At 70.2% G+C, this 2,288-nt stretch carries 3 protein-coding genes; all 3 read right to left on the minus strand.

Features of this window, described 5'->3' with window-relative positions; all coding sequences use genetic code 11:
* Positions 1-629 (minus strand): adenosylhomocysteinase (locus ACWCQ1_RS51970; RefSeq protein ID WP_358612051.1); only part of this gene is annotated, 629 nt, incomplete at its 3' end.
* Positions 619-1,476 carry a methylenetetrahydrofolate reductase [NAD(P)H] gene (metF, locus tag ACWCQ1_RS51975; protein WP_358612048.1) on the minus strand — a complete coding sequence of 286 codons (858 nt, stop codon included), beginning with the start codon at positions 1,474-1,476 and terminating at the stop codon, positions 619-621. The genes ACWCQ1_RS51970 and metF, both read right to left, overlap by 11 nt.
* The coding region (locus ACWCQ1_RS51980) for a vitamin B12 dependent-methionine synthase activation domain-containing protein (protein ID WP_451030117.1) at positions 1,473-2,288 on the minus strand (816 nt) is incomplete at its 5' end. The genes metF and ACWCQ1_RS51980, both read right to left, overlap by 4 nt.

The raw sequence follows: 2,288 nt of genomic DNA on the forward strand, positions 1-2,288 counted from the left end.
ATCGCCGGGAACAGCAGGACGCCGTCACGCTGCATCTCGTACAGACGGTGCACACCCGTCGTGGTCTCCTCCGTCACACCACGGATCTCGGAGGCGATGGCGGGCCAGTCGAGCGTGCTGCGCTCCAACAGGGCGCGGACGACGGCCAGTTCCTCGTTGACGGCGGTGGGGAGGCGGCCGGTCTTGCGGTACTCGACGCCCTGGTGGACGAGGAGGGTCGCGTCACCGCCGTCGTCGAGGATCATGTTCGGGCCCGCGCCGCCGGGCCAGGTCAGCGCCTGCTCGGTGCACCACCAGTACTCCTCCAGCGTCTCGCCCTTCCAGGCGAAGACCGGGATGCCGGCCGCGGCGACGGCGGCGGCCGCGTGGTCCTGGGTGGAGTAGATGTTGCACGACACCCAGCGCACCTCGGCGCCGAGCGCGACCAGCGTCTCGATGAGCACGGCCGTCTGGACGGTCATGTGCAGCGAGCCGGTGATGCGGGCGCCCGCCAGGGGCTGCGCGCCGGCGTACTCCTCGCGGATCGACATCAGGCCGGGCATCTCGTGCTCGGCGAGGGTGATCTCCTTGCGGCCGAACTCGGCCAGGGACAGGTCGGCGACCTTGAAGTCCGTGAAGTCAGCGGACACTGAGGCTCCTTGAGGCCAGGACGTTACGGTGGATGTCGAGCGCGGCGGTCGACCGGTTCAGGGTGATGTAGTGCAGCCCGGGAGCGCCCTCGGCCAGCAGCCGCACGGCCATGCCGGTGGCGTGCTCGACGCCGATCCGACGGCCCTCGGCGGGATTGCCGCGCGCCCGCTCCAGCAGGTGGGCGAGGTCCTCGGGAAAGGCCGCGCCGGACAGTTCCGCGAAGCGGCGGATCTGGGCGGCGTCGGTGGCGGGCATGATCTCCGGGATGACCGGGATGTCGCAGCCCGCCGCCGCGACCCGGTCACGCAGCCGCAGATAGTCCTCCACGTGGAAGAACATCTGCGTGATGGCGTAGTCGGCGCCGGCCCGGCACTTGGCGACGAAGTGCCGGATGTCGCTCTCCCAGTCGGGGGAGCGCGGATGGCGTTCCGGGAAGGCGGCCACCCCGATGGTGAAGTCACCGAGCGAGCGCACGAGTTCGACCAGTTCCCGGGCGTAGGTGAACCCCTCGGGGTGGGGCGTCCAGGGGCCGTTGGGGTCGCCGGGCGGATCACCCCGGAGGACCAGCACGTCCCGGATGCCCGCGTCGGCGTACTGGCCGATGATGCGGCGCAGTTCGGCCACCGAGTGGCCGACCGCGGTGAGATGGGCGACCGGCCGCAGGGTGGTCTCGGCGGCGATGCGCCGGGTGACGGCGACGGTCCGGTCACGGGAGGAACCGCCCGCTCCGTAGGTGACGGAGACGAAGTCCGGCCGCAGGGGCTCCACTCGACGGATCGCGTCCCACAGGGTGCGCTCGCCCTGGTCCGTCTTCGGCGGGAAGAACTCGAAGGAGAAGGTCGTCATCGCGCGCCTCCCGCGTTGAAGTAGCTCGCCTCCGGGTGGTGGACGACGATCGCGTCCGTGGACTGCTCGGGGTGCAGCTGGAACTCCTCGGACAGATGGACGCCGATGCGTTCCGGTTCGAGCAGGTCGGCGATCTTGGCGCGGTCCTCCAGGTCCGGGCAGGCCGGGTAGCCGAGCGAATAGCGGCACCCCTGGTAGGCGGTACGGAACATGCCGTCGAGCGAGTCCGGATCCGCGCCCGCGATGCCCCACTCGGCCCGCACCCGCGCGTGCCAGTACTCGGCGAGCGCCTCGGCCAACTGCACCGACAGACCGTGCAGTTCCAGGTAGTCGCGGTAGGCGTCGGCCTCGAAGAGGTCCGCGGTGGCGTCACCGATCCGGGAGCCGACGGTGACGACCTGCAGGCCCACGACGTCGGTCTCGCCGGACTCCTCCGACCGGAAGAAGTCGGCCAGACAGAGCCGGCGGCCGTGCGCCTGCCGGGGGAAGGTGAAGCGGGTGCGCTCGTTGCCGTGCTCGTCCAGGATGATCAGGTCGTCGCTCTTCGACACACAGGGGAAGTAGCCGTGGACGACGGCCGCTTCGAGCAGGCCTTCCCTCTGCAGGTGATCGAGCCAGCCCCGCAGCCTCGGACGTCCCTCGGCGTCGATCAACTCCTTGGTGAGACCCCACTGACCACGGAACAAGGCTGTCTCATCGAGCCAGTTGGCGTACTCTTTGAGCTGGATGCCCTTGACGACGCGGGTGCCGAAGAACGGCGGCTCCGGGATGGGGTTGTCGGTGGCGACGTCGGAGCGGACGTTGCCCTCCAC

The sequence above is a fragment of the Streptomyces sp. NPDC002144 genome (genome assembly GCF_053593695.1).

Coding starts and splice junctions, on each gene's coding strand:
- metF (WP_358612048.1), bottom strand. CDS start 1,476: ATGACGACCTTCTCCTTCGAGTTCTTCCCGCCGAAGACGGACCAGGGC.